Annotated in this window: 20 protein-coding genes; 9 read left to right on the forward strand and 11 right to left on the reverse strand. The window is 61.7% G+C overall.

The window, feature by feature from the left end; all coding sequences use genetic code 11:
- Positions 1-19 precede the first annotated feature (19 nt).
- On the forward strand, positions 20-1735 hold the full coding sequence (nagE, locus tag PSH86_RS24510; RefSeq protein ID WP_163856875.1) for an N-acetylglucosamine-specific PTS transporter subunit IIBC: 1716 nt from the start codon (positions 20-22) through the stop codon (positions 1733-1735).
- Between the two features lie 267 nt (positions 1736-2002).
- On the opposite strand, the gene PSH86_RS24515 is transcribed toward nagE, so the two are convergent.
- Both PSH86_RS24515 and purL read right to left on the reverse strand, forming a co-directional pair.
- Entirely contained in the window at positions 2003-2314 is a 312-nt protein-coding gene (locus PSH86_RS24515; protein WP_109754746.1) for a YqfO family protein, read from the reverse strand.
- Positions 2315-2318: 4 nt separating this feature from the next.
- Positions 2319-6215, reverse strand: coding sequence for a phosphoribosylformylglycinamidine synthase (purL, locus tag PSH86_RS24520; RefSeq protein WP_109754747.1), 3897 nt, complete (start codon positions 6213-6215; stop codon positions 2319-2321).
- Positions 6216-6503: 288 nt separating this feature from the next.
- Between purL and mltF the strand changes: the two genes are divergently transcribed.
- Entirely contained in the window at positions 6504-7964 is a 1461-nt protein-coding gene (gene mltF, locus PSH86_RS24525) for a membrane-bound lytic murein transglycosylase MltF (protein WP_212801411.1), read from the forward strand.
- A 215-nt stretch (positions 7965-8179) separates the two neighbouring features.
- Here the strand turns inward: mltF and pdxJ are convergent, their stop codons facing one another.
- The 8 genes from pdxJ to lptF all read right to left on the reverse strand — a co-directional run bounded on the left by pdxJ (position 8180) and on the right by lptF (position 16649).
- Positions 8180-8923: a pyridoxine 5'-phosphate synthase gene (pdxJ, locus tag PSH86_RS24530; protein ID WP_109754749.1), complete on the reverse strand. Its 744-nt coding sequence runs from the start codon at positions 8921-8923 to the stop codon at positions 8180-8182.
- Positions 8924-8972: 49 nt separating this feature from the next.
- Complete coding sequence (gene recO / locus PSH86_RS24535) at positions 8973-9662, reverse strand: DNA repair protein RecO (protein WP_116833386.1); 690 nt, start codon at positions 9660-9662, stop codon at positions 8973-8975.
- A gap of 169 nt (positions 9663-9831) precedes the next feature.
- A complete protein-coding gene (gene era / locus PSH86_RS24540) occupies positions 9832-10734 on the reverse strand; it encodes a GTPase Era (protein ID WP_109754751.1) in 903 nt (300 codons plus the stop codon).
- Complete coding sequence (rnc, locus tag PSH86_RS24545) at positions 10727-11416, reverse strand: ribonuclease III (protein ID WP_109754752.1); 690 nt, start codon at positions 11414-11416, stop codon at positions 10727-10729. The genes era and rnc overlap by 8 nt, the downstream gene beginning before the upstream one ends.
- A 184-nt stretch (positions 11417-11600) precedes the next feature.
- On the reverse strand, positions 11601-12455 hold the full coding sequence (gene lepB, locus PSH86_RS24550; RefSeq protein ID WP_109754753.1) for a signal peptidase I: 855 nt from the start codon (positions 12453-12455) through the stop codon (positions 11601-11603).
- A gap of 5 nt (positions 12456-12460) precedes the next feature.
- On the reverse strand, positions 12461-14260 hold the full coding sequence (gene lepA / locus PSH86_RS24555) for a translation elongation factor 4 (protein WP_109754754.1): 1800 nt from the start codon (positions 14258-14260) through the stop codon (positions 12461-12463).
- A 213-nt stretch (positions 14261-14473) separates the two neighbouring features.
- Positions 14474-15535, reverse strand: a complete 1062-nt coding sequence (gene lptG / locus PSH86_RS24560) for an LPS export ABC transporter permease LptG (protein WP_109754755.1) — start codon at positions 15533-15535, stop codon at positions 14474-14476.
- Positions 15528-16649 carry an LPS export ABC transporter permease LptF gene (gene lptF, locus PSH86_RS24565; RefSeq protein ID WP_305485509.1) on the reverse strand — a complete coding sequence of 374 codons (1122 nt, stop codon included), beginning with the start codon at positions 16647-16649 and terminating at the stop codon, positions 15528-15530. Before lptF ends, lptG begins: the two co-directional genes overlap by 8 nt.
- A gap of 315 nt (positions 16650-16964) precedes the next feature.
- On the opposite strand from lptF, the gene PSH86_RS24570 reads away from it, so the two are divergent.
- The 5 genes from PSH86_RS24570 to rlmF all read left to right on the forward strand — a co-directional run bounded on the left by PSH86_RS24570 (position 16965) and on the right by rlmF (position 23701).
- Positions 16965-18455, forward strand: coding sequence for a leucyl aminopeptidase (locus PSH86_RS24570; protein WP_305485511.1), 1491 nt, complete (start codon positions 16965-16967; stop codon positions 18453-18455).
- Positions 18456-18515: 60 nt separating this feature from the next.
- Positions 18516-18944, forward strand: coding sequence for a DNA polymerase III subunit chi (locus tag PSH86_RS24575; protein ID WP_305485513.1), 429 nt, complete (start codon positions 18516-18518; stop codon positions 18942-18944).
- Positions 18945-18952: 8 nt separating this feature from the next.
- On the forward strand, positions 18953-19318 hold the full coding sequence (locus tag PSH86_RS24580; protein ID WP_109754759.1) for a DNA polymerase III subunit chi: 366 nt from the start codon (positions 18953-18955) through the stop codon (positions 19316-19318).
- Between the two features lie 245 nt (positions 19319-19563).
- Positions 19564-22410 carry a valine--tRNA ligase gene (locus tag PSH86_RS24585; protein ID WP_232201138.1) on the forward strand — a complete coding sequence of 949 codons (2847 nt, stop codon included), beginning with the start codon at positions 19564-19566 and terminating at the stop codon, positions 22408-22410.
- A gap of 265 nt (positions 22411-22675) precedes the next feature.
- Positions 22676-23701: a 23S rRNA (adenine(1618)-N(6))-methyltransferase RlmF gene (gene rlmF, locus PSH86_RS24590; RefSeq protein ID WP_305485516.1), complete on the forward strand. Its 1026-nt coding sequence runs from the start codon at positions 22676-22678 to the stop codon at positions 23699-23701.
- An 89-nt stretch (positions 23702-23790) separates the two neighbouring features.
- Here the strand turns inward: rlmF and PSH86_RS24595 are convergent, their stop codons facing one another.
- Positions 23791-24072, reverse strand: a complete 282-nt coding sequence (locus PSH86_RS24595; protein ID WP_058544106.1) for an HU family DNA-binding protein — start codon at positions 24070-24072, stop codon at positions 23791-23793.
- A gap of 396 nt (positions 24073-24468) precedes the next feature.
- Between PSH86_RS24595 and yejK the strand changes: the two genes are divergently transcribed.
- Together yejK and PSH86_RS24605 are read left to right on the forward strand one after the other, a co-directional pair.
- Positions 24469-25473 carry a nucleoid-associated protein YejK gene (yejK, locus tag PSH86_RS24600; RefSeq protein WP_014340016.1) on the forward strand — a complete coding sequence of 335 codons (1005 nt, stop codon included), beginning with the start codon at positions 24469-24471 and terminating at the stop codon, positions 25471-25473.
- Positions 25473-25829, forward strand: coding sequence for a glutaredoxin family protein (locus PSH86_RS24605; protein WP_109754763.1), 357 nt, complete (start codon positions 25473-25475; stop codon positions 25827-25829). The genes yejK and PSH86_RS24605 overlap by 1 nt, the downstream gene beginning before the upstream one ends.
- Positions 25830-25995: the final 166 nt, after the last annotated feature.

A 25995-nucleotide genomic window follows, 5' to 3' on the forward strand; every position in this document is an offset into this window, starting at 1 on the left:
CAATAAAAGGAGAGACGCCATGTACCAGCATTTCATCGAAGGGCTGCAACGCCTCGGCCGTGCGCTGATGCTGCCGATCGCGATCCTGCCGATTGCTGGCCTGTTGCTGCGCCTGGGCGACACCGATCTTTTGAACATCGCCATCATTCACGATGCCGGGCAGGCGATTTTCGCCAACCTGGCAATGATCTTCGCCATCGGCATCGCCGTGGGTTTCGCCCGGGACAATAACGGTACGGCGGGGTTGGCCGGGGCCATTGGTTATCTGGTGATGATCGCTACCCTGAAAGTGCTCGATGCCAGCATCAACATGGGCATGCTCGCCGGGATCATCAGTGGCCTGCTGGCCGGTGCGCTGTACAACCGCTTCAAGGACATCAAGCTGCCGGAGTACCTGGCGTTCTTTGGTGGCCGGCGCTTCGTGCCGATTGTCACGGGTTTCAGCGCCGTCGGCCTTGGCGTGGTGTTCGGCCTGATCTGGCCACCGATCCAGCAGGGCATCAACAGCTTCGGCGAACTGCTGATGGCCAGTGGCAGCTTCGGCGCGTTCGTCTTCGGTGTATTCAATCGGTTGCTGATCGTCACCGGTTTGCACCACATCCTCAACAACATGGCCTGGTTCATCTTCGGCAGCTTCACCGATCCGCAAACCGGCGCGGTGGTCACGGGCGATCTGACTCGCTACTTTGCCGGCGACCCCAATGGCGGCCAGTTCATGACCGGCATGTTCCCGGTAATGCTCTTCGGCCTGCCCGCCGCGTGCCTGGCGATGTACCGCAATGCCCTGCCCCAGCGGCGCAAAGTCATGGGCGGTATTTTGCTGTCCATGGCGCTGACGTCGTTTCTTACCGGGGTCACCGAGCCGGTGGAATTCGCCTTCATGTTTCTCGCGCCGCTGTTGTTCCTGTTGCATGCCTTGCTCACCGGGCTGTCGATGGCGATCACCGATTGGCTGAACATTCGCCTGGGCTTCACCTTCTCCGGCGGTTTCATCGACATGGTCCTGGGGTGGGGCAAGTCCAGTAACGGTTGGTTGGTGGTACCGGTGGGCCTGGTCTATGCGGTGATCTATTACGTTGTATTCGACTTCTGCATTCGCCGCTTCGACCTGAAGACCCCGGGGCGTGAAGACGTGCCGGCCGGGGACAAACCGGTCATCGCCCAGAACCAGCGCGCCAAGGCCTACATCCAGGCCTTGGGTGGTGCGGACAATCTGATCACCGTCGGCGCCTGTACCACACGGCTGCGCCTGGACATGGTCGATCGCAACAAAGCGTCCGACACGCAACTCAAAGCCCTTGGCGCCATGGCCGTGGTGCGTCCCGGCAATGGTGGGAGCTTGCAGGTAGTGGTCGGGCCGATGGCCGACAGCATTGCCGATGAAATCCGCTTGGCGTTGCCCTCTTCCGAGCGTCCAGCCACTGCGCCCGTGGTTGCGCTGGCTGAACCTGCTGAACCGACCGCCGTGTCCGGGGCCGAAGCGCAACAATGGCTGGATGCGCTGGGTGGCGCTGACAATGTGTTGCAGTTCGATTGCGTGGCGACGAGCCGGTTACGGGTGCGACTGGCCGATGGCCAAGGGCTGTCGGAGAGCCAGCTCAAAACACTGGGTTGCCAGGGAGTGAGCCCGTTGGACGGTGGAGTCTGGCACTTGCTGCTGGGGGAGAAAGCACCGGGGTTGTGGCGGGCGTTGGAGGCGGTGGTGCTGAGCCGTCAGGCGGGTGTCAAAGCCTGAATTTTCGTTGCCTGATAGCCTGCTCGCGATGAGGCCTGCACAAGCAACATCAAACATCTGATACACACCATCCCCGTGGCGAGGGAGCTTGCTCCCGCTCGGTTGCGCAGCAACCGCCAAAAAGCGTGGGGCCGCTACGCAGCCCAGCGGGAGCAAGCTCCCTCGCCACGGGTCCGTGTGCGCCAGCGGTAACGTGTTCAGCACTAATCCCGCCAATAAAAAACCCGCTGAATCAATCAGCGGGTTTCTCATTCAACGGCCGGAAGATCAGAAATCCTCCAACCGCCACACTTCATACGCCGGTGTCTCGTAGGGATGGCTCTGCTTCAACGCCACCACCACCGCACGGATCAACTCATCGGCAACGACAAGCTCCACCTTCCACTCCTCGACCTGCTCGACCTGGCCCGCTTCGCCAATGAACGGCTGGCTGCCGTCCAACGGGCGGAACTGGCCCAGGCCCAGCACTTGCCAGGCGCAGTGGTCGTAGTCGCCGATCCGCCCGCCACCGGCGGCGAATACGGCGCTTTTGACCACGTCCAGGTGGCTGGCCGGGACGAAGAAGCAGAGCTTGTACACCGCCTCAGTTCACCCAGACGCGGGCGTTGCGGAACATGCGCATCCATGGCGCGTCTTCGTTCCAGTCGTCCGAACGCCACGAGTTCTGCACCGCGCGGAATACGCGCTCGGGGTGCGGCATCATGATCGTGACGCGACCGTCGCGGCTGGTCAGGCCGGTGATTCCGCGCGGCGAGCCGTTCGGGTTGGCCGGGTAGGTTTCGGTGACCTTGCCGTGGTTGTCGACGAAACGCAGCGACACACAACCGGACAGGTCGGCTTCGAGCAGCGCTTCTTCGCTTTCGAATTCGGCATGGCCTTCGCCGTGGGCAATGGCGATCGGCATGCGCGAACCGGCCATGCCCTGCAGGAAGATCGAGTTCGATTCCTGGACCTGGACCATCGCCACGCGCGCTTCGAACTGCTCGGAACGGTTGCGCACGAAGTGCGGCCAGAACTCGCTGCCCGGGATCAGTTCGTGCAGGTTGGACATCATCTGGCAACCGTTGCACACGCCGAGGGTGAAGCTGTCGGTACGTTCGAAGAAACCCTGGAACGCATCGCGAGCGCGGCTGTTGAACAGTGCCGACTTGGCCCAGCCCTCACCGGCACCCAGCACGTCACCGTAGGAGAAACCGCCACAGGCGACCATGCCCTTGAAGTCGTTCAGGTCGACACGACCGGCGAGGATGTCGCTCATGTGCACGTCGATCGCGCTGAAACCGGCACGGTCGAACGCCGCCGCCATTTCCACCTGGCCGTTGACGCCCTGCTCGCGCAGGACCGCCACTTGTGGGCGAATGCCTTTCTTGATGTAAGGCGCGGCCACGTCGAGGTTGACGTCGTAGCTGAGCTTGGCGCTCAAACCCGGGTTGTCTTCTTCCAGCAGCGCGTCGAACTCCTGCTCGGCGCAGTCGGCGTTGTCGCGCAGACGCTGGATCTGGTAGCTGGTTTCCGCCCACTGGCGCTGCAACAGGCTGCGCTGGCCTTCGAAGACGGTATCGCCGTTGAAGGTGATATTGATGTGGGCGTTATTGATCGGCTGGCCGATCACCGAGACGCAGTCGGCCAAACCAGCGGCGCTGAACTGAGCGAGGATGTCCGGGGTGGCGTCCTGGCGAACCTGGATCACCGCGCCCAACTCTTCGTTGAACAGGATGGCCGGGATTTCAGCGGTGGATTCGGCGACGCTGTCGAGGGTCAGGCTCAGGCCGCAGTGGCCGGCAAAGGCCATTTCCACCACGGTGGTCAGCAAACCGCCATCGGAACGGTCGTGGTAGGCCAGCAGGTGACCGTCGGCGTTGAGGCCCTGGATCACGGCGAAGAACGCCTTCAGGTCTTCGGCATCGTCGACGTCCGGTGCTTGCGAGCCGAGCTTGCCGTGTACCTGGGCCAGGATCGAGGCGCCCATGCGGTTCTGGCCACGGCCCAGGTCGATCAGGATCAGGTCGGTGGTGCCCTTGTCCATGCGCAGTTGCGGAGTCAGGGTCTGGCGGATATCGGTGACTGGCGCGAAACCGGTCACGATCAGCGACAGCGGCGAGGTCACGCTCTTGTCCACGCCTTCGTCGTTCCAGCGCGTGGCCATGGACATGGAGTCCTTGCCCACCGGAATGGTGATGCCCAGCTCCGGGCACAGCTCCATGCCGACAGCCTTGACGGTGTCGTACAAGCGGGCGTCTTCACCCGGGTGGCCGGCGGCGGACATCCAGTTGGCCGACAGCTTGATGTCGGAAATCTTGCCGATGCGCGAAGCCGCGATGTTGGTGAGGGTCTCGCCAATCGCCATGCGGCCCGACGCCGGGGCGTCGAGCAGCGCCAGCGGCGTGCGCTCGCCCATCGCCATGGCTTCGCCGGTGTAGACGTCGAAGCTGGTGGCGGTCACGGCCACGTCGGCCACCGGCACTTGCCACGGGCCGACCATCTGGTCGCGGGCCACGAGGCCGGTGATGGTGCGGTCGCCGATGGTGATCAGGAAGCTTTTGCTCGCCACGGCCGGGTGATGCAGCACGCGCTCGATGGACTCGGCAAGGTCGAGGGTGGACGGATCGAAATCGTCGCCCAACTCGGTTTCACGAACGGCCGAACGGTGCATGCGCGGGGCTTTGCCCAGCAGCACTTCCAGCGGCATGTCCACCGGGCTGTTGCCGAAGTGGCTGTCGGTGACGGTCAGTTGTGGCTCGGCGGTGGCCTCACCCACCACGGCGAACGGGCAGCGCTCGCGTTCGCAGATGGCCTGGAAGCGCTCGAAGTCAGCCGGGCCGACCGCCAGGACGTAACGTTCCTGGGATTCGTTGCTCCAGATTTCGTGCGGGGCCATGCCCGGCTCGTCGTTCGGAATGTTGCGCAGTTCGAAGCGGCCACCACGGCCACCGTCGTTGACCAGTTCCGGGAAGGCGTTGGACAGGCCGCCGGCGCCGACGTCGTGGATGAAGCTGATAGGGTTGTGTTCGCCCAACTGCCAGCAACGGTCGATGACCTCCTGGCAACGGCGTTCCATTTCCGGGTTTTCCCGCTGGACCGAAGCGAAGTCCAGGTCCGCCGAGCTGGTGCCGGTGGCCATGGAGGAAGCGGCGCCGCCGCCCAGGCCGATCAGCATGGCCGGGCCACCGAGGACGATCAGCTTGGAGCCGACCACGATTTCGCCTTTCTGCACGTGTTCGGCGCGGATGTTGCCCATGCCGCCGGCAAGCATGATCGGCTTGTGGTAACCACGAACTTCTTCACCACGCGGGGTGCTGATGGACTGTTCGAAAGTACGGAAATAGCCAGTCAGGGCCGGACGGCCGAATTCGTTGTTGAACGCCGCGCCCCCCAGGGGACCTTCGATCATGATGTCGAGGGCGTTGACGATGCGCTCAGGCTTGCCGTAAGGCTTTTCCCACGGCTGTTCGAAGCCTGGGATCTGCAGGTTCGATACGGTGAAGCCGGTCAGGCCTGCCTTGGGCTTGGCACCGCGACCGGTGGCGCCTTCGTCACGGATCTCGCCACCGGAACCGGTGGACGCGCCCGGGAATGGGGCGATGGCGGTCGGGTGGTTGTGGGTCTCGACCTTCATCAGGATGTGCACCGGCTCCTGGACCGCACCGTACTGGCGGGTCTCAGGGTTCGGGTAGAAACGCCCGGCGACGTTGCCGACGATCACCGCGGCGTTGTCCTTATAGGCCGAGAGCACACCTTCGTTGTGCATCTGGTAGGTGTTCTTGATCATGCCGAACAGGCTTTTTTCCTGGCTCTGGCCATCAATGTCCCAACTGGCGTTGAAGATCTTGTGGCGGCAGTGCTCGGAGTTGGCCTGGGCGAACATCATCAGTTCGATGTCATGGGGGTTGCGCTTCAAGCCCTGGAAGGCATTGACCAGGTAATCGATCTCGTCTTCGGCCAGGGCCAGGCCCAGTTCGGCGTTGGCTTTTTCCAGCGCGGCACGACCGCCGCCCAGCACGTCGATAGCGGTCAGCGGCTTGGGTTCGGCGTGGCTGAACAGGCCGGCAGCCTGCTCCAGGTTACCCAGCACGACCTGGGTCATGCGGTCATGCAGGCCATCGGCGATCAACTGGGCCTCGGCCTCGCTGAACTCACCGGCGACATAAAACGCAATGCCGCGCTCCAGGCGCTGGATTTTCGCCAGGCCGCAGTTGCGGGCGATGTCGCTGGCCTTGCTCGACCATGGCGAAATGGTGCCGAAACGCGGCAGTACCAGGAACAGACGACCGGCCGGCTCCTGGACGGGAACACTGGGACCGTACTTCAGAAGGCGCGCGAGCACCTGCTGTTCGTCGCCGGTCAAACCGCCGGTGACTTCGGCGAAGTGAGCGAATTCAGCATACAAGCCACTGACAGCCGGAACCTTCTGGCTCAGTTGCTCAAGGAGTTTGCTGTGGCGAAAGGCAGAAAGGGCAGGAGCGCCGCGCAGGATCAACATCTTCGGGACAGCCTCGGGAAGGGGGTGTGCTTTGAGGCCGTGCATTCTAGCCTAAACCGCCGGCAACGGCACCCGAAACGGCACGCGCGGTGCGAGCCGAATGTCGGTCTTTGCTTGCACGGCGCTATTGGACAGCGGTACCCATGCTCGCGAAGAGATATTTTTCAGCGACGCAAAGCCCGCCGCGCGCCGGCCGGCCTGCGCTGCGGACATGTTTTGCAACGGCTAGCAGACTGGCCTTTTGCTGTCGAGATATGGCGGTAGGGGCCGTTTGCGTATACTGCGCAGATGTTTTCCCCAACGGCTTTGCGTCCGCGATATGCCAGATGGCTGATCGCAACCGGACTCTTCCTGGTGCTCAGTGGTTGTGTTGAGAAACCCAACACACTGGAGCGCGTAAAGGAGGATGGCGTGCTGCGGGTGGTCACCCGAAACAGCCCCGCCACCTACTTTGAGGATCGTAACGGTGAAACCGGCTTCGAATACGAGCTGGTGAAGCGCTTCGCCGACGATTTGGGGGTGGAACTGAAGATAGAGACCGCCGACAACCTCGACGACCTGTTCAGCCAGATCGGCAAGCCCAACGGCCCGGTATTGGCCGCCGCCGGCCTGGTCAGCAGCGAGCAACGCAAAAAGCAGGTGCGGTTTTCCCATCCCTACCTGGAAGTCACCCCGCAGGTCATCTACCGCAACGGCCAGTCGCGCCCCACCGATGCCGCCGCCCTGGCCGGCAAGAAGATCATGGTGCTCAAGGGCAGCAGCCACGCCGAACAGCTGGCGCAGTTGAAGCAGCAGTATCCGGGCATCGAATACGAAGAGTCCGACGCGGTTGAAGTGGTCGACCTGTTGCGCATGGTCGACGAAGGCCAGATCGACCTGACCCTGGTGGACTCCAACGAAGTGGCGATGAACCAGGTGTACTTCCCCAACGTGCGCGTGGCCTTCGACCTGGGCGACGCTCGTAGCCAGAGCTGGGCAGTGGCCCCCGGCGAAGACAACAGCCTGCTCAACGAAATCAACAGCTACCTCGACAAGGTGCAGAAGAACGGCACGCTGCAACGCCTCAAGGACCGTTATTACGGGCACGTCGATGTCCTCGGCTACATGGGCGCCACCACGTTCGCCCAGCATCTGCAGCAGCGGCTGCCCAAATACGAACAGCATTTCAAGGCTTACGCCAAGCAGGAGAAAGTCGATTGGCGCCTGCTGGCCGCGATCGGCTACCAGGAATCGCTGTGGCAACCGGCGGTGACGTCCAAAACCGGCGTGCGCGGCCTGATGATGCTGACCCAGAACACCGCCCAAGCCATGGGCGTGTCCAACCGCCTGGATCCGAAGCAAAGCATCATGGGCGGCGCCAAGTACCTGGCCTACATGAAGGATCAACTGGACGAAAGCATCGAGGAGCCGGACCGCACCTGGTTCGCCCTCGCCGCCTACAACGTGGGCAGCGGTCACCTGGACGACGCCCGCAAACTGGCGGCCAAGGAAGGGCTGAACCCGAACAAGTGGCTGGACGTGAAAAAAATCCTGCCGCGCCTGTCGCAGAAACAGTGGTACAGCAAGACCCGCTATGGCTACGCCCGGGGCGGCGAGCCAGTTCATTTCGTGGCGAACATCCGTCGCTACTACGACATCCTGACCTGGGTGACGCAGCCGCAGCTCGAAGGCAATCAGGTGGCCGAGGGCAATCTTCACGTGCCGGGTGTGGACAAGAGCAAGCCGAACCAGGAAACCCCGCCGCTATAAGCTGTACACAACTCCTGATGCTGTGATGAACCTGTGGCGAGGGGATTTATCCCCGCTGGGGCGCGAAGCGGCCCCAGGACAGGTCAACTCAATCTGCCTGACACATCGAGGCGCCGGGTTTTAGGGCTGCTGCGCAGCCCAGCGGGGATAAATCCCCTCGCCACAGTGGATCAGGCAAGCCCAAGTGAGCCGGCACATGGGGTTATGGGATGGGTTCAGGATCTGGCGGCAGCCAGGATCAGCGCTTTCATTTCCGACACAGCCGACTTGAACCCGACGAACAACGCATGGGCCACCAGCGCGTGGCCGATGTTCAGTTCGTTGATGCCCTTGATCGCCGCGACGGCTTCGACGTTGTGGTAGTGCAAGCCATGGCCGGCGTTGACGATCAGGCCCTGGGCCAGGCCGAAGGCGACACCGTCGGCCACGCGCTGCAGCTCATCGGCCACGTCCGTGGGGGTTTCGGCATCGGCATAACGGCCGGTGTGCAGTTCGATGGCGGGCGCGCCGACACGTTTGGAAGCTTCTATCTGCCGTTCGTCGGCATCGATGAACAGCGACACCTCGGCACCAATCTTCGACAGGCGTTCCACTGCCAAGCTGATCCGCGACTCCTGCCCCGCTACGTCGAGGCCGCCTTCGGTGGTCAGTTCCTGGCGCGTCTCCGGTACCAGGCAGATGTGCGCCGGGCGGATGCGCTCGGCGAACGCCATCATTTCTTCGGTCACACCCATTTCGAAGTTCATGCGGGTTTGCAGCACATCCTTGAGCAGCAGCACGTCGCGCTCCTGGATGTGGCGACGGTCTTCACGCAAATGCACGGTGATGCCGTCGGCGCCCGCCTCTTCGGCGTCCAGTGCGGCCTTGACCGGATCCGGGTAGCGCGTACCGCGGGCCTGGCGCAGGGTGGCGACATGGTCGATGTTCACGCCGAGAAGAATGCGATTGCTGGTGCTCACGAAAAGGCTCCTGAAGGGACAAGTATTCGGCCCACAGCATACGGGTAGATCAGGGCTTGCGAAACAGCTCGCGACTGACCAGCGGCCGACCGCCCAGATGCACGGCCAGGGCCTGGCGCATCAGGCGCTTGGCCGCCGACAAGGCGCCTGGCGCACTCCAGTCGGCCTCGGCCATGGCCAGAAGCTCAGCACCATTGAACAGCCCCGGTTGCAACAGGTAGACCCGCTCCAGGCCGGCATCCACCTGCAAACGGTACAGACCGTCGGCCGCGATGGGGTCGCCGTGCAGGTCTGTGTTCAGCGCGAAGCCATAGCCCAAGTCATCCAGCAGCCGCCATTCGAACGAGCGCAACAGCGGCTCCAGAGGACGGCCTTCGGCCAGGGCCAGCAGCGTGGCGGCGTAGTGGTCGAAGACGGCCGGGTGGGGATCTTCGGCGGGCAGCAGGCGGATCAGCAGTTCGTTGAGGTACAAACCGCTGAACAGTGCCTCGCCGTTGAGCCACGCCGCCACGCCGTTGCTTTCCATGCGCCCGACATTCTTCAACTCGCCTCGTCCGCGGAATTCGACTTCCAGCGGCACGAATGGCCGCGCCAGCGTCCCGGCCTTGCCCCGCGCCCCACGCAACACCGCCCGCAGCCGCCCTTGCGGCGTGAGGAAATCCACCAGGGCGCTGCTTTCGCGGTAGGCGCGCGAGTGCAGGACGTAGGCGGGTTGGGCGATGGGTTGGGTTGGGGGCATGGGGATCGCGGTTCTCAATGAGCAAGCACAATTTTACTGACAACCACAAACCACTGTGGGAGCGAGCCTGCTCGCGATGAGGGACTGATATTCAACAAAGATGTTGACTGACAGACCGTTATCGCGAGCAGGCTCGCTCCCACAATGGAATTCATGTATCCCAGAAGGATTACAGGTCGCCGTAACCCAACGAACGCAATGCCCGCTCGTCGTCGGACCAGCCGCCCTTCACCTTGACCCACAGGTTGAGCATGATCTTGGAGTCGAACAGCAGTTCCATGTCCTTGCGCGCCTCGGTGCCGATGCGCTTGATGCGCTCGCCCTTGTCGCCAATGATGATTTTCTTCTGGCCGTCACGTTCGACGAGGATCAACGCATGGATGTGCAGGGTCCTGCCCTGCTGCTTGAACTCTTCGATCTCGACGGTGATCTGGTACGGCAGCTCGGCGCCCATCTGGCGCATGATTTTCTCGCGCACCAACTCGGCGGCGAGGAAACGGCTGCTGCGGTCGGTGATCTGGTCTTCGGGGAAGAAGTGATCGTTTTCCGGCAGGTGCTCGGCAATCACCCGCTCCAGCGCGTCGAGGTTATGGCCGTGCTGGGCGGAGATCGGGATGATCTGGGCGTTCGGCAACTGTTCCTGCAACCAGGACAGGTGCGGCATCAGCTCTGCCTTGTCTTCGATGCGGTCGGTCTTGTTCAGCGCCACGATCAGCGGACCGGTGACGTACTGGACACGCTCGAGGACCATCTGGTCTTCTTCGGTCCACTTGGTGCGGTCGACCACGAAGATCACCACGTCGACGTCTTTCAACGCCGCCGAAGCGGTCTTGTTCATGTAACGGTTCAGGGCCTTCTCGCCACCCTTGTGCATGCCAGGGGTGTCAACGTAGATCGCCTGCACGGCGCCTTCGGTCTTGATGCCAAGCATATTGTGGCGAGTGGTCTGGGGCTTGCGCGAAGTGATCGCCAGCTTTTGGCCCAGGATGTGGTTCAGCAACGTGGACTTGCCCACGTTCGGCCGACCGACAATGGCGACGTAGCCGCAGCGGGTGACGGTTGTATCAGTCATTGCCATTCTCCACACCCAGGGCAATCAGTGCTGCGGCGGCCGCTACCTGTTCGGCAATACGACGACTCACACCCTGACCCCGGCTTTTTTCATTCAATAGGACAACTTCGCATTCGACGAAGAAGGTACGGCAATGCGGCTCACCCTGGATATCCACGACTTCGTAGCGCGGCAACTCGCAACTGCGCGATTGCAAAAATTCCTGCAAACGGGTCTTCGGGTCCTTGTTGGTGTCCACCAGCGTCAGGCTGTCGATCTCGGAGGTCAGCCAGGCCAGCACGCGTTCGCGCGCCATTTCCATGCCTGAATCCAGGTAGATCGCGCCAATCAATGCTTCCAGGGCGTCGGCCAGAATCGACTCACGACGGAAACCGCCGCTTTTCAGTTCACCGGAGCCCAGGCGCAGGTATTCGCCCAGGTCAAAACCACGAGCCAGTACGGCCAGGGTCTCACCTTTTACCAAGCGCGCGCGTAAACGCGACAACTGGCCTTCGCGAGCCAACGGGAAACGCTCGAACAGCGCTTCGCCCGCCACGAAGTTGAGGATGGCATCACCGAGGAATTCCAGGCGTTCGTTGTTGCGCCCGGCAAAACTGCGGTGAGTGAGGGCCAGGAGCATCAGGTCCTGGTCCTTGAAGGTGTAGCCGAGCTGGCGCTCGAGACGGCTTAGAGAAACGCTCACGGTTTACCCACGCTGAGTTCGTGGCTGGATTCCACCGCTACGGCGGCGAGGCGCCGTTGGCTTGGGACAATTAACGCTGTGTTCAAAAATGACGTCCTGACTATCGTTGGCTTCATGCCTTCGGGCAACCTTGTGCAGGCTCCAGAAAAGCATTCGGCGCTGTGTTCAACAGCGCCGTGTGTGATTACTTGATCAGGCCAACCCGCGAGAAATTCGGCAGGTGACTGAGTTTGGGTTCCGGCCAGCTCATCCAGACCGCAAAGGCCTTGCCGACGATATTCCGGTCGGGGACCATGCCCAGCATGTCCTTGGGAATGTTCGGATCATCCCAGTAACGGCTGTCGTTGGAGTTGTCGCGGTTGTCGCCCATCATGAAGTAGTGCCCCGCCGGCACGGTCCACGAATGGTCCGGCGTGGCGCGGTAGCGGCTCATTTCCTTGCGGATCAGGTGCTCGGCCTCGCCGAGTTTTTCCCGGTAGAGCTCGGCACTGCCCAGCGTACCAGGCTCGGAGCCAAGCAACTGTTCGGCCACCGATTCGCCATTGACGAACAGACGCTTGTCGGCGGTGTAGCGGACCGTGTCGCCCGGCAGGCCGACGACACGCTTGATGTAGTTGACGTTCGGGTCGCTCGGGAAGCGGAACACCATCACATCGCCGCGTTGCGGGTCACCGACCTCGATGACTTTCTTGTCGATCACCGGCAGACGGATCCCGTAGGAAAACTTGTTCACCAGGATGAAATCGCCCACGTCCAGGGTCGGCTTCATCGAGCCGGACGGGATCTGGAACGGTTCCACCAGGAACGAACGCAGCACCAGCACGATGAACAGCACCGGGAAGAACGACTTGCCGTACTCGACCAGCAACGGTTCCTTGTTGAGCTTTTCGATCACCACACCATCAGGCTGGCTGACGCTGCCCTGATAAGAGGCAATGGCCGCCCGGCGCCGAGGCGCCAGGAACAACAGATCAAGCAACGCCAACAAGCCGCAGACAAACACGGCGATAACCAGCAACAGCGGGAAATTTAGCGACATAGGACCTAACTATCCAACCTGAGCACCGCAAGGAAGGCTTCCTGTGGAATTTCCACGTTACCGACCTGCTTCATGCGTTTTTTACCGGCCTTCTGCTTTTCCAACAGCTTGCGCTTACGGCTGACGTCGCCGCCGTAGCATTTGGCCAATACGTTCTTTCTGAGCGCCTTGACGGTTGTACGCGCCACAATCTGCCCACCAATGGCGGCCTGGATTGCCACATCGAACATCTGCCGCGGAATCAGTTCCTTCATCTTCTCGGTCAATGCACGACCTTTGTAGTGCGCGTTGTCACGGTGCACGATCAATGCCAGGGCATCGACTTTCTCACCGTTGATCAGCACATCCAGCTTCACCAGATTAGCCGATTGGTAACGATCGAAATGATAGTCCAGCGAAGCATAGCCGCGACTGGTGGATTTGAGGCGGTCGAAGAAGTCCAGCACCACTTCGTTCATCGGCAGGTCGTAGGTCACCTGGACCTGCGAGCCGAGGAACAGCATATCGTGCTGCACGCCGCGCTTCTCGATGCACAGGGTAATGACGTTGCCCAGGTGCTCCTGAGGCACAAGGATGTTGGCCCGCACGATCGGTTCGCGCATGTCCTCGATGGCCGACAGGTCCGGCAGCTTGGACGGGTTGTCGACGTAGAGGGTTTCGCCGTTCTTGAGCAGCAGCTCGAAGATTACCGTCGGCGCCGTGGTGATCAGGTCCAGGTCGTACTCGCGCTCCAGGCGCTCCTGGATGATTTCCATGTGCAACATGCCCAGGAATCCGCAACGGAAGCCGAAGCCCAGGGCATCGGAGCTTTCCGGGGTGTATTGCAGGGACGAGTCGTTCAGGGTCAGCTTTTGCAGGGCTTCGCGGAAATCCTCGAAGTCGTCGGAGCTGACCGGGAACAGGCCGGCATAGACCTGCGGCTGAATGCGTTTGAAACCTGGCAGCACATCGACGTCGGGGGTGGAGCTCAAGGTCAGGGTGTCGCCGACCGGCGCCCCGTGGATGTCCTTGATACCGGCGATGATGAAGCCCACTTCACCGGCCTTCAGGTCAACGGTGGCGGTGTGTTTCGGGTTGAACACACCGACGCTGTCCACCAGGTGGATCTTGCCGGTGGACTTGACCAGGATCTTGTCGCCCTTCTTCACGCGGCCATGGCGCACGCGAACCAGGGAGACCACGCCCAGGTAGTTGTCGAACCAGGAGTCGATGATCAACGCTTGCAGCGGATCTTCGATGTTGCCGGTTGGCGCGGGAATGGTGGTGACCAGGCGTTCGAGCACTTCATCCACGCCCAGGCCGGTCTTGGCGCTGCAAGTGACCGCATCGGTGGCGTCGATGCCGATGATTTTCTCGATTTCTTCCTTCACGCGGTCCGGATCGGCCTGAGGCAGGTCGATCTTGTTCAGTACCGGCATGACTTCCAGGCCCTGCTCGATGGCCGTGTAGCAGTTGGCGACCGACTGGGCCTCGACGCCCTGGCCGGCATCGACCACCAGCAACGCACCTTCACAGGCCGCCAGCGACCGGCTGACTTCATAGGTGAAGTCGACGTGGCCCGGGGTATCGATGAAGTTCAGCTGATAGGTGATGCCGTCGCGGGCCTTGTAGTAGAGGGTAACGCTGTGGGCCTTGATGGTGATCCCGCGCTCACGCTCCAGATCCATGGAGTCCAGGACCTGGGCCTCCATTTCACGCTCGGCCAAGCCGCCGCACATCTGGATGAAGCGATCAGCCAGCGTCGACTTGCCATGGTCAATGTGGGCGATGATGGAGAAATTGCGGATATGACTCAAATCACTCACGGATCAACACTCAAAAAGGCTGCAGGCATGGCCCGCCGAAAAATAGCCGGGAATTGTACCTGATACAGCGCGCAAGTGGGAGCAAAGCTTGCCCGCGAAACAGCCGCCCCCGATCTATGGAAGACCGCAGGGGCTTCATCGCGGGCAAGCCTTGCTCCCACAGCTTGCTCCCACATAGCCCTGCTCCCACAGCCCCGTGCTACAGGTGCATGTTCAACCGGCCCGACGCAGCAGCCAGAGCCCTGCCAACGCACAGACGCCGGCCGGCACCAGCACCGCGAACAGCGGCGAGAAGCCGAACACCAGGCTCGAAGGCCCCAGCAGATCCTGGGCGATACGGAAGGTGAAGCCCACCAGCACGCCGGTGAACACCCGCTGCCCCAGGGTCACCGAACGCAGCGGGCCGAAGATGAAGGAAATCGCCATGAGCACCAGCGCGGCGGTGACCAGCGGTTGCAACACCTTGACCCAAAAAGCCAGCCAATAGCGGCCGTTGTTCAGGCCCTGGTCCGCCAGATAGTGGATATAGCCCCACAAACCGGTAATCGACAGGGATTCTGGCGCCATCACCACGGTGCTGAGCAACTGCGGGCTGATCGACACGTCCCAACGCTCTTGCGCGGCGGCGACCACTTCGGTGCGCTTGTCATGGAACAGGGTGGTGGTGACATCGCTCAATTGCCAGTGATCCTCGGCAAAGTTGGCGCGCTTGGCGAAGCTCGACGAGAGCATGTGCCGTTGGTCGTCGAAACGATAGCGGGTCACGCCATAGAGGATGCCGTTGGGTTGGACCGAGTTGATGTGGATGAACTCGTCGCCCTGGCGGTGCCACAGGCCGTGCTTGGCACTTTGCGCATCACCGCCGCCCTGGGCCAGGGAACGGTTGGCCTGAGCGGTATTTTCGGTGGCCGGGGCGATGTATTCGCCAATCAGCACGCCCACCAGCATCAGCACCAGCATGGGCTTCATCACCGCCCAGACGATCCGACCAATGGACACGCCGGCGGCGCGCATGATGGTCAGCTCACTGTTGCTGGCCAGGCTGCCCAGGCCGATCAGGCAGCCGATCAGCGCGGCCATCGGCAACATGTCATACAAACGCCGCGGCGCGGTCAGCAGCACGTAGCTCGCCACGTCCGTCAGCGTGTAGGTGTCGCTGACGTCACTCATTTCATCGATGAAGGCAAACAGGGTCGCCAGGCCTAGGATGATCCCCAGCACCGCGAGGATCGCCATGAACACACTGCTGCCGATGTAGCGATCGAGTTTAACCACGGGCCACCTCCAGCGCGCTGCGGCGACTGGCCAGCTTCAGGCGCAGTGGTTCCCAATAGAGCAGCCCCAGGCCGATGGCCAGGAAGATGCCATGCACCCACCACAAGCCCAGCGTCGGCGAAATCTTGCCCTTTTCCAGGGCGCCACGGGCGGAAATCAGGATGGTCAGGTAAGCCATATACAAAAGAATCGCCGGCAGCAGCTTGAGGAAACGCCCTTGGCGCGGATTGACCCGCGACAGCGGGACCGCCATGAGAGTCACGATGAACACCAGTAGCGGCAAGGACAGGCGCCATTGCAGCTCGGTACGGGCGCGAATGTCTTTGTTGCCCAGCAGGCTGGCGGTGGTCATCGCGTCGCGGTCGGTGACTTCGTTGCTGACCTCGGGCTTGGGCAACAGCACGCCATAGGTGTCGTACTTGATGGCCCGGTAATCGGCCTGCCCGGGCTTGCCGTCATAGCGATAGCCATTCTGCAGGATCAGGTAGCGGTTGCCGTCGGGATTGATTTCCTGGCGGCCCTTCTCGGCCACCAGCACGGAAATGCCACGGTCCTTCTTGGTGTCCGAAGACAGGTTCTTTTGCGTAATGAAGACACCGCTCAGGTCGATCCGGTCGTCTGAGAGCTGTTCGGTGTAGGTCACACGCGTACCGTCGCGCAAGGCCTGGAAACGCCCCGGCACCAGGGTGTCGAACTCGGTCATGGCGTCCTGCTGGTTGATCAGCAATTGGAACTGGTTGGCGCCCTGGGGGGCCAGGCTCAGGCTCAGCCAGGCCACCACCAGTGCCACCAACGTGGCCGGGAACAGGGTCATGCGAAACAGCCGTTGCTGGCTCATGCCAGTGGCCGACAGCACGGTCATTTCGCTGTCCAGGTACAAGCGCCCGTAGGCCAGCAGGATGCCGAGGAACAACCCCAACGGCAGGATCAACTGCAAGAAGCCCGGCAGGCGGAACCCCATGATCAGGAACAGCGAGCCCGGATCCAGGGCACCGGAGGCCGCCTGGGCAAGGTATTTGATGAAGCGTCCGCTCATGATGATGACCAGCAGCACGGCGCTCACGGCGCTCAGGGTCAGCAATACTTCGCGGGATAGATAACGAAAGACGATCAAACCAGACACTCCAGGGTTGTCAGGCTAAGGCGGCCAAACAAGCAAACGTATCGAGTCGGCCCGCCAACGCGAGCCGCCGAAAAAAGAGCCGCATTATCCTGTGATTGGAGGCGCCTGTCACTTCGCACGCTTTAAGCCGGCACTTAAAGCCAAAAAACTTAAGGGTGCCGAGGGTTGTCAGGCTCGGGCGCCGGGGTTCAAACTGCGGCCTTTGTCGCCGGCAAAAACCGGCGCTTCTTTTATATAGAAGAAGCTTGCTCAGCGCGCCATTGCCTCGGCGCCTGGCCTCTTGACCATTGACTCAGGGATCCGGAAATGGAACTGGTTGTAAAAAGCGTCAGCCCAGAAACGTTGAAAACCGCCACGCTGGTAGTCGCCGTCGGTGAAAACCGCAAGCTCGGCGTGGCCGCCACCCAGCTCGATACCCTTAGCGGTGGTGCCATCAGTGCCGTGCTCAAGCGCGGCGACCTGGCCGGCAAAGTCGGTCAGAGCCTGCTACTGCACAACCTGCCCAACCTCAAGGCCGATCGCGTGCTGCTGGTGGGCGTGGGCAAGGACGCCGAACTGGGCGACCGTCCGTTCCGTAAAATCATCGCCGGCGTACTGGGCACACTCAAGGGCTTGGGCGGCAGTGATGCGGCACTGGCATTGGACGAGTTGGTGATCAAGGGCCGCGACAGCTACGGCAAGAACCGCCTGTTGGCCGAGACCCTGGTGGACGGCGGATACCAGTTCGACCAGTTCAAGAGCCAGAAGGCCGAACCCCGCGCCCTGAAAAAAATCACCCTGCTGACCATCAAGGCCGCCCAGGTTGAGGTCCAGCGTGCCGTGACCCACGCCACCGCGATTGCCAATGGCATGGCGTTCACCCGCGACCTGGGCAACCTGCCGCCAAACATCTGCCATCCGACATTCCTCGGCGAACAGGCCAAGGCACTGGGCAAGGAGTTCAAGGGCCTGAAGGTCGAAGTCTTCGACGAGAAGAAGATCAAGGACCTGGGCATGGGCTCGTTCTATGCCGTCGGCCAGGGCAGCGCCCAGCCGCCGCGCCTGATCGTCATGCAATATAACGGCGGCAAGAAATCCGAGAAGCCGTACGCACTGGTCGGCAAAGGCATCACCTTCGACACCGGCGGCATCAGCCTCAAGCCGGGCGCCAACATGGATGAGATGAAGTACGACATGGGCGGTGCCGCCAGCGTGTTCGGCACCCTGCGCGCCGTGCTCGAACTGCAACTGCCGATCAACCTGGTGTGCATCCTGGCCTGCGCCGAGAACATGCCCAGCGGCACGGCCTCGCGTCCGGGCGACATCGTCACCACCATGAGCGGCCAGACCGTGGAAATCCTCAACACCGACGCCGAAGGCCGCCTGGTGCTGTGTGACGCCCTCACCTATTCCGAGCGCTTCAAGCCACAAGCGGTGATCGACATCGCGACCCTGACCGGCGCCTGCATCGTCGCCCTCGGCTCCCACACCTCGGGCCTGCTGGGCAACAACGACGAACTGATCGGCCAATTGCTCAGTGCCGGCCAACAGGCCGACGACCGCGCCTGGCAGTTGCCACTGTTCGACGAGTACCAGGAACAGCTGGACAGCCCGTTCGCCGACATTGCCAACATCGGCGGCCCGAAAGCCGGGACCATCACGGCGGCGTGCTTCCTGTCGCGCTTCACCAAGAACCTGAACTGGGCGCACCTGGACATCGCCGGCACGGCGTGGACCAGCGGCGGCAAGGACAAGGGTGCCACCGGTCGTCCGGTGCCCCTGCTGACCCAGTACCTGCTGGACCGCGCCAAGGCCTGACACCAATGACCGTCGTTGGTGTCGCCCTCGGGTGACATCAGCGACGGCTCAGGAACCGCAATGACCAAAGTCGATTTCTATATCCTGCCCAGCGCCGATCCGTCGGCGCGGCTGGATTTCGCCTGCAAGCTCGTCGAAAAGGCCTGGCGCATGGGGCACAGCATCTACCTGCATTGCAGCGATGCCGCCCAGCGCGAGGACCTGGACGCACGCCTGTGGGCATTCAAGGGCGAGAGCTTCGTGCCCCACGGCCCGGCCGAAAACGAACCCGAAGGGTTGATCGTGCTGGGGATGGGGAATGACTGCGGCCCGCACCAGGACCTGCTGGTCAACCTCGACCTGAAAGTACCGGCCTTTGCCCAGCGCTTCGCCCGCGTGGCGGAAGTGGTGGTCGAAGACCCGGCCATCCGACAAGCCGCGCGGGAGAGTTTCCGTTTCTACCGCGAACAGGGCTATCCTCTGCAAGACCACCGTTTACAGCGACTCTGAGCCCTACGATGGACACTCCAAAACCGCCACAAAAGCCCGCGCACCTGCTGGATGACCTCGAATCGATCCGCCAGTTGCTCGGTGACGACAACCTGCAACCGCCGCTGCTGACCGATACGGTCGTGCACGAGGTGGTGCATGACGAACAGATCCCCCTGCTGTTCGAGCCGATCAACGGCCAGCCTGAACCCAAGCCGGCTGCCAAGGCCGAAGCCAAGGGGCCCGACGCCCTGCTGCACCTGGACCGCGAATTGCGCGCTGCGGCCCAGTTGATCCTGCAAGACGTCATCGACGACTTCGCCCCGCACATCGAAACCGAGATCAAGCGCCGGCTGGATGCGCGGATGGAACGGTTGTTGAGTCAGTACGAATAACACTGCGACCCGGTTGCTTAGGCTTTTTGTGGCGAGGGAGCTTGCTCCCGCTCGGCTGCGAAGCAGTCGCAATGGCGCCGCCTGGTTTTGGGGCCGCTTCGCGGCCCAACGGGAGCAAGCTCCCTCGCCACAATGTTTCTCAGTTTGAATGAAGCGATCACGACCACCCCGACTCGCCCTGCGCCCCACGCCCCGCTATACTTCCCGGCTTTTCCTGAATAAATGCCAATAGGGTCCCGCCGCGCATGGATAAGACCTACCAGCCGCACGCCATTGAAACTTCCTGGTACAACACCTGGGAGTCCGAGAATTATTTCGCTCCGCAAGGCGCGGGCGATTCCTACACCATCATGATCCCGCCGCCGAACGTCACCGGCAGCCTGCACATGGGCCACGGTTTCAACAATGCGATCATGGACGCACTGATCCGTTTCCGTCGCATGCAAGGTCGCAACACCTTGTGGCAGCCGGGTACCGACCACGCCGGGATCGCCACGCAGATGCTGGTGGAACGTCGCCTCGAAGCCCAGGGCCAGAGTCGCCATGACCTGGGTCGCGAGAAATTCCTCGAGAAAGTCTGGGAATGGAAAGACGAGTCCGGTGGCAACATCAGCCGGCAGATCCGTCGCCTCGGCTCGTCCGTGGACTGGAGCCGCGAGCGCTTCACCATGGACGACGGCCTCTCGGAAGCAGTGAAAGAAGCTTTCGTGCGCCTGCATGAAGACGGCCTGATCTATCGCGGCAAGCGCCTGGTCAACTGGGACACCAAGTTGCACACAGCCATTTCCGACCTCGAAGTGGAGAACCACGACGAGAAAGGTTTCCTGTGGAACCTGAAATACCCGCTGGCCGACGGCGCCAAGACCGCCGAAGGCAAGGATTACCTGATCGTCGCCACCACGCGTCCGGAAACCATGCTGGGTGACGCCGCCGTGGCGGTGAACCCGAACGATGAGCGCTACCAGGCCCTGATCGGCAAGTTCGTCGAGCTGCCCCTGGTTGGCCGGCGTATCCCGATCATCGGCGATGATTACTGCGACCCGGAATTCGGCACCGGCTGCGTGAAAATCACCCCGGCCCACGATTTCAACGACTACGAAGTCGGCAAGCGCCACAACCTGCCGCTGCTGAACATCTTCGACAAGAACGCCCACGTATTGCCGGCAGCCCAGGCATTCAACCTCGACGGCACGCTGAACGAAAGCGTCGACGGCCAGATCCCGGCGCAGTTCGCCGGCCTGGACCGCTTCGAGGCACGCAAGCAGATCGTCGCGGCGTTCGAGGCCGCCGGCCTGCTGGTCAGCGTCGACGATCACGCCCTGAAAGTCCCGAAAGGCGACCGTTCCGGCACCATCATCGAGCCGTGGCTGACCGACCAGTGGTACGTCTCCACCAAACCGCTGGCCGAGCCGGCGATTGCCGCCGTGGAAGATGGCCGTATCCAGTTCGTGCCCAAGCAATACGAAAACATGTACTTCTCGTGGATGCGCGATATCCAGGATTGGTGCATCAGTCGCCAACTGTGGTGGGGCCATCGCATCCCGGCCTGGTACGACGAGTCGGGCAAGGTTTATGTCGGCCGCGATGAAGCCGAAGTGCGTGCCAAGAACAACCTCGGCGCCGACGTGGCGCTGCAACAGGACAACGACGTTCTCGACACCTGGTTCAGTTCGGGCCTGTGGACTTTCTCCACGCTCGGCTGGCCGGAGCAGACCGAATTCCTGAAGAAATTCCACTCCACCGACGTACTGGTCACCGGTTTCGACATCATTTTCTTCTGGGTCGCCCGGATGATCATGCTGACCATGCATCTGGTGAAGAACGAAGACGGCACGCCGCAAGTCCCGTTCAAGACCGTCTACGTCCACGGCCTGGTGCGCGATGGCCAGGGCCAGAAGATGTCCAAGTCCAAGGGCAACGTCCTCGATCCGCTGGACATCATCGACGGCATCGACCTGGAAACCCTGGTGCAGAAACGCACCTCCGGCCTGATGCAGCCCAAACTGGCGAAGAAGATCGAGAAAGCCACCCGCGAAGAATTCGCCGAGGGCATCGCCAGCTATGGCACCGATGCCCTGCGTTTCACCTTCTGCTCGCTGGCGTCCACCGGTCGCGACATCAAGTTCGACATGGGCCGCGTCGAAGGCTACCGCAACTTCTGCAACAAGATCTGGAACGCCGCGCGCTACGTGCTGGATAAAGGCGAAGACTGCGGTCAGAACGGCGAAGCCTATGAGCTGACCCTGGCCGATCGCTGGATCATTTCGCAGCTGCAACGCACCGAAGCCGAAGTGACCCGTCAACTGGACCAGTTCCGTTTCGACCTGGCCGCACAAGCCTTGTACGAGTTCATCTGGAACCAGTACTGCGACTGGTACCTGGAACTCTCCAAGCCTGTGCTGTGGGACGAAAACGCACCGGTCGAGCGCCAGCGCGGCACCCGTCGCACCCTTGTACGCGTGCTGGAAGTGGCCCTGCGCCTGGCGCATCCGTTCATGCCGTTCATCACGGAGGAAATCTGGCAGCGCATCGCACCGCTGGCGGGCATCCAAGGCAAGACGATCATGCTGCAACCTTGGCCGGTGGCCAACGAAACCCGCATCGATCCGGCGGCCGAAGACGACATCGAATGGCTCAAGACCTTCATGCTGGGCCTGCGTAACATCCGCGCCGAAATGAACATCGGTCCGGGCAAACCGCTGACCTTGTTCCTGAAGAACGCCAGCGCCGAAGACCTGCGTCGCCTCAACGAAAACGAGGCGCTGCTCAAGAAACTGGCGAAGCTTGAATCGGTGACGGTCCTGGCAGCCGGCGAAGAAGCGCCACTGTCGGCCACCGCCCTGGTCGGCGAGATGGAAGTACTGGTGCCAATGGCCGGCCTGATCGACAAGGCCGCTGAACTGGCGCGCCTGGACAAGGAAATCCTGCGCCTCAAGGGCGAAGTGCAGCGGGTCGGCGGCAAGCTGTCCAACGCTGGCTTCGTCGACAAGGCACCAGCCGAAGTCATCGAGAAGGAACGGGCCAAACTGGCCGAGGCCGAACAGGCCTTGGGCAAGCTGGCCGAGCAGCATGGGCGGATCTCCAGCCTGTAACGGCGGTTCGCTACTGAAAAAGGAGGCCCTGGTGGCCTCCTTTTTCATGCCATCACTTCTTACGAACACTGGATACCCCCTGTGGGAGCGAGCCTGCTCGCGATGACGGAGGTACATTCAACATTGATGCAAGCTGACCCACCACTATCGCGAGCAGGCTCGCTCCCACACGGGGTCGCGCCGGTCGTTGCAGTTGGGTTCACACGGGCTGGATGTGGGACAATGCCCGCCACTTTTTTGAACCCATCCCCGAATCGACCCGCCCATGACTGCCCCCCGCACACCCAAACCTGCCCGCCAGAAGCCCAAGTCCGCCACTGAGACCAAACCCGTGGCGCCACGGGAGAAGGCCAGCCTGCACCCACGTAACCGCCATCAGGGCCGCTATGACTTCCCGGCATTGATCAAGTCCACGCCTGAGTTGGCCAAGTTCGTGATCATCAACCCCTACGGCAAGGAAAGCATCGATTTCGCCAGCCCCGAAGCCGTGCGGGTGTTCAACCGGGCGCTGCTCAAATCCTTCTACGGTATCGCACACTGGGATATCCCGGCCGACTACCTGTGCCCTCCGGTGCCAGGTCGTGCGGACTATGTGCACTTCCTCGCCGACTTGCTCGCCAGCCACAACGACGGTGAAATCCCCCGCGGAGCGGCAGTCAAGGTGCTGGACATCGGCACCGGCGCCAACTGCGTCTATCCGCTGATCGGCTACAGCGACTACCGCTGGCACTTCCTCGGTTCGGAGATCGACCCGACGGCCATCGCCTCGGCCAAGGCGATTATCCAGTCCAACGGGTTGAACAAGGCCATCCAGTTGCGCCAACAAACCAACCGCAAGCAGATCCTGCTGGGCTTACTGGAGGATGCCGAGCAGTTCGACCTGACCCTGTGCAACCCGCCGTTCCATGCGTCCCTGGAGGAAGCCACCAAGGGCAGCCAGCGCAAGTGGCGCGCGCTGGGCAAGGCCGATCCGAAGCGCAAGCTGCCGGTGCTGAATTTCGGCGGTCAGGCCGCCGAGCTATGGTGTGAGGGTGGAGAAGCGCGGTTCGTGACGCAACTTATCAGCGAAAGCGCGCAGGTGGCTGGGCAAGTGCTGTGGTTCAGCACCCTGGTGTCGAAGGCGTCGAACCTGCCGGCGATTCAAGCCGCACTGAAAAAGGCCGGGGCGCTGCACAGCCAGGTGGTGGAGATGTCTCAGGGCCAGAAGCAGAGTCGTTTCGTGGCCTGGACCTTCCAGACCGAGGCACAGCAGCAAGCCTGGCGCCAGGCCCGCTGGGTGCGCAAGGACTGAGGGAGCTACCTTGCTCCCACAACTTTTTCCAAGGCAATAAAAAACCGTGCCCGGATCGCTCCGAGGCACGGTTTTTTTTTACAGCGGTCTTACTTGTTGACCGCGTCGGTCAGGCCTTTGGCCACAACCAGCTTGATCACTTTCTTGGCAGCGATTTCGATGGCAGCGCCAGTCGAAGGGTTGCGGCCGGTACGGGCAGGACGCTCGGTGACTTTCAGCTTGCCAACGCCTGGCAGAGTGATTTCGCCGCCATTTTCCAGCTGATCGGCAACGACTTGGCCCAGTTGGTCCAGCAGAGCACGCACGGTAGCTTTTGGTGCGTCTACAGATTCAGCCAAATCAGCGATCAGTTGGTCTTTAGTAAGAGCCATGTAGTGTTCCTTCCCTATCAAATTCATATGGATTGCAGAGTGCAGTGTCAGCCATCGAGCCCGATCTCTCTTGATCAGGCACCCTCGGCAATCACCGCGACGGATCGGGGTAATAGATGCCGAAAACCGGGTTTGGTTCGACCTGACAGATGCTGAATGCACGCTTAACGCAGTGACTTCGCGTAAGACCGGGCAAAACTAGCACAACGCCTCTGAAATATCCGCCTCTAGCTACCCATTTGGTCAGCTTTCTTGCGCTAAAACGTTAAAAAAATGCATATAGGGCGTCGGACGGGGCTGAAAGGGCCTTTGCTGGGTTGCAAAACCAGTGATTGCGGTACACTGGGCCCTTTTTCGGGGAGCGCGCCCTCCTCTCTTTCATCAGCCGAGAAATCCATGCCGATCCGTCATTGCATCGTCCACCTGATCGACAAAAAACCCGACGGCACCCCTGCCGTGCTCCATGCCCGCGACTCCGAACTGGCAGAGTCCACGGCCATCGAGAACATGCTCGCCGACCTCAACGAGAGCTATAACGCCAAGCAAGGCAAGGCCTGGGGCTTTTTCCATGCCGAGTCCGGGGCGCATCCGTTCAGCGGCTGGCTGAAGGAGTACCTGGACGGCGGCAAGGATTTCACCGCGTTCAGTCGCGTGGCGGTGGAACACCTGCAAAAGCTGATGGAAGAGTCCAACCTGTCCGTAGGCGGCCACGTGCTGTTCGCTCATTACCAGCAAGGCATGACCGACTACCTGGCCATCGCCCTGCTGCACCACAGCGAAGGCGTGGCCGTGACCGATGAACTGGACGTGACCCCGTCCCGTCACCTGGACCTGGGCCAATTGCACCTGGCGGCGCGGATCAACGTGTCGGAATGGCAGAACAACAAACAATCCAAGCAGTACATCTCGTTCATCAAGGGCAAGAACGGCAAGAAGGTTTCGGAGTACTTCCGCGACTTCATCGGCTGCCAGGAAGGCGTCGACGGCCCCGGCGAGACCCGCACCCTGCTCAAGGCCTTCAGTGACTTCGTCGAAAGCGAAGACCTGCCGGAAGACGATGCCCGGGAAAAAACCAAGACCCTGGTGGATTACGCCAGCAGCCAGGCCAAGCTCGGCGAGCCGATGGGCCTGGAAGAACTGTCCGAGCTGATCGATGAAGATCGCCCGAAAGCCTTCTACGATCACATCCGCAACAAGGACTACGGGTTGTCGCCGGAAATCCCGGCGGATAAACGTACCCTCAACCAGTTCCGCCGCTTCACCGGCCGCGCCGAAGGTTTGTCCATCAGCTTCGAGGCGCACTTGCTGGGCTCCAAGATCGAATATGACGAAGAGGCCGGCACGTTGATCATCAAGGGGCTGCCCACATCGCTGACCGACCAGCTCAAGCGCCGCAACTGATGCTCGGTGGGGTGCTGAAGAAGTTTCTGCTGATTTTGCTGGTGGTGGTGGCGTACCAGAACTGGGGCAAGATCGAACGGGTGTTCAATCCCTCGCAGATGGTTTCCGAGCAGATTCGCAGCAACGCCCGCGTCGCGCTGTACGCCACTGATTGGTGCGGCTACTGCAAGGCCACCCGACGGTTCCTGGATGAGAAAGGCGTGCCGTTTCGCGAGTTTGACATCGAGAAGGACACCGAGGCGCGCAAGGCCTATGAGGCACTGGGTGGCCGGGGGATTCCGATCCTCGATGTGAATGGCACGTTGATTCGTGGGTTTGAGCCGGAGAATATTCTCAAGGCGTTGTCCGCGACATAGGGTTGTTCGCTAACGGCGATGTTGGATCTGATGTCCTCATCGCGAGCAGGCTCGCTCCCACAGTGGAGTTGTGGTGGCCACAGGATTCGTGTCCGCCGTGAATCATTGTGGGAGCGAGCCTGCTCGCGATAGCGACGGCACATTCAATAGTGATGTTGACTGTCAC

Origin of the sequence: Pseudomonas sp. FP2300 (assembly GCF_030687595.1) — a bacterium.
In the GTDB taxonomy this organism is placed as follows: domain Bacteria; phylum Pseudomonadota; class Gammaproteobacteria; order Pseudomonadales; family Pseudomonadaceae; genus Aquipseudomonas; species Aquipseudomonas bijieensis.

What these genes read in the sequence shown, in the direction of transcription:
- PSH86_RS24570 (WP_305485511.1), top strand. Translation starts at nt 16,965, where the DNA reads ATGGAACTGGTTGTAAAAAGCGTCAGCCCAGAAACGTTGAAAACCGCC.
- PSH86_RS24580 (WP_109754759.1), top strand. Translation starts at nt 18,953, where the DNA reads ATGGACACTCCAAAACCGCCACAAAAGCCCGCGCACCTGCTGGATGAC.
- nagE (WP_163856875.1), top strand. Translation starts at nt 20, where the DNA reads ATGTACCAGCATTTCATCGAAGGGCTGCAACGCCTCGGCCGTGCGCTG.
- rlmF (WP_305485516.1), top strand. Translation starts at nt 22,676, where the DNA reads ATGACTGCCCCCCGCACACCCAAACCTGCCCGCCAGAAGCCCAAGTCC.
- recO (WP_116833386.1), bottom strand. Translation starts at nt 9,662, where the DNA reads ATGCCCCCAACCCAACCCATCGCCCAACCCGCCTACGTCCTGCACTCG.
- era (WP_109754751.1), bottom strand. Translation starts at nt 10,734, where the DNA reads ATGACTGATACAACCGTCACCCGCTGCGGCTACGTCGCCATTGTCGGT.
- PSH86_RS24595 (WP_058544106.1), bottom strand. Translation starts at nt 24,072, where the DNA reads ATGGCTCTTACTAAAGACCAACTGATCGCTGATTTGGCTGAATCTGTA.
- purL (WP_109754747.1), bottom strand. Translation starts at nt 6,215, where the DNA reads ATGTTGATCCTGCGCGGCGCTCCTGCCCTTTCTGCCTTTCGCCACAGC.
- mltF (WP_212801411.1), top strand. Translation starts at nt 6,504, where the DNA reads ATGTTTTCCCCAACGGCTTTGCGTCCGCGATATGCCAGATGGCTGATC.
- PSH86_RS24575 (WP_305485513.1), top strand. Translation starts at nt 18,516, where the DNA reads ATGACCAAAGTCGATTTCTATATCCTGCCCAGCGCCGATCCGTCGGCG.
- lepB (WP_109754753.1), bottom strand. Translation starts at nt 12,455, where the DNA reads ATGTCGCTAAATTTCCCGCTGTTGCTGGTTATCGCCGTGTTTGTCTGC.
- PSH86_RS24605 (WP_109754763.1), top strand. Translation starts at nt 25,473, where the DNA reads ATGCTCGGTGGGGTGCTGAAGAAGTTTCTGCTGATTTTGCTGGTGGTG.
- PSH86_RS24585 (WP_232201138.1), top strand. Translation starts at nt 19,564, where the DNA reads ATGGATAAGACCTACCAGCCGCACGCCATTGAAACTTCCTGGTACAAC.
- yejK (WP_014340016.1), top strand. Translation starts at nt 24,469, where the DNA reads ATGCCGATCCGTCATTGCATCGTCCACCTGATCGACAAAAAACCCGAC.